Raw genomic sequence first — 464 nt, 5'->3', positions numbered from 1 at the left:
CCTGAACCATTTTTGCCCAGTCTTTTTCTGGTTCCTCAAGGAAAGTATAGCAGTTCACATAATACATGAGCATGATTCTTACCATTGATGCCAATCCAGAAAAGCTCCAAGAGCGTTTGATGCGCTTTTTTATGACCATCAGAAGGAGATTGGCTATTAGGGTGCCCCAAATCTGTATCTTGATGGCGTTGGCGCTCTCCCCATAGAAGTATTTCAGCGGGAAATTTTGTTTCAACTGCTTGAACAGCAACTCTATTTCCCATCTTTGGCGGTATATGTCGATGATGTCTTCCACCTCCATGGTCATGTCGTTGGTGAGCAACGATATGACTTTCGCCTTTTTCTTCGCAGGATCGACATAGGTGACAATACGGGCCTTGTGTTTGATATTCTCTCCGCCCTTTATATGTTTCCTGAACTCCACGACCTGGACTCTACACTCCATGAGGCCGCACGGCAACATG

The 464-nt window shown here is 45.5% G+C and carries 1 protein-coding gene; it reads right to left on the bottom strand.

Going from position 1 to position 464, the window contains the following annotated elements; genetic code table 11:
* On the bottom strand, positions 1-464 hold a 464-nt coding region (locus CIK92_RS04560; protein WP_144289330.1), incomplete at both ends, for a transposase.

The organism is Prevotella sp. P4-67 (assembly GCF_002251325.1).
Lineage (GTDB): Bacteria > Bacteroidota > Bacteroidia > Bacteroidales > Bacteroidaceae > Prevotella.
Note: the sequence above shows the minus strand (reverse complement) of the source record. Positions and strands in the feature narration are given on the sequence as shown.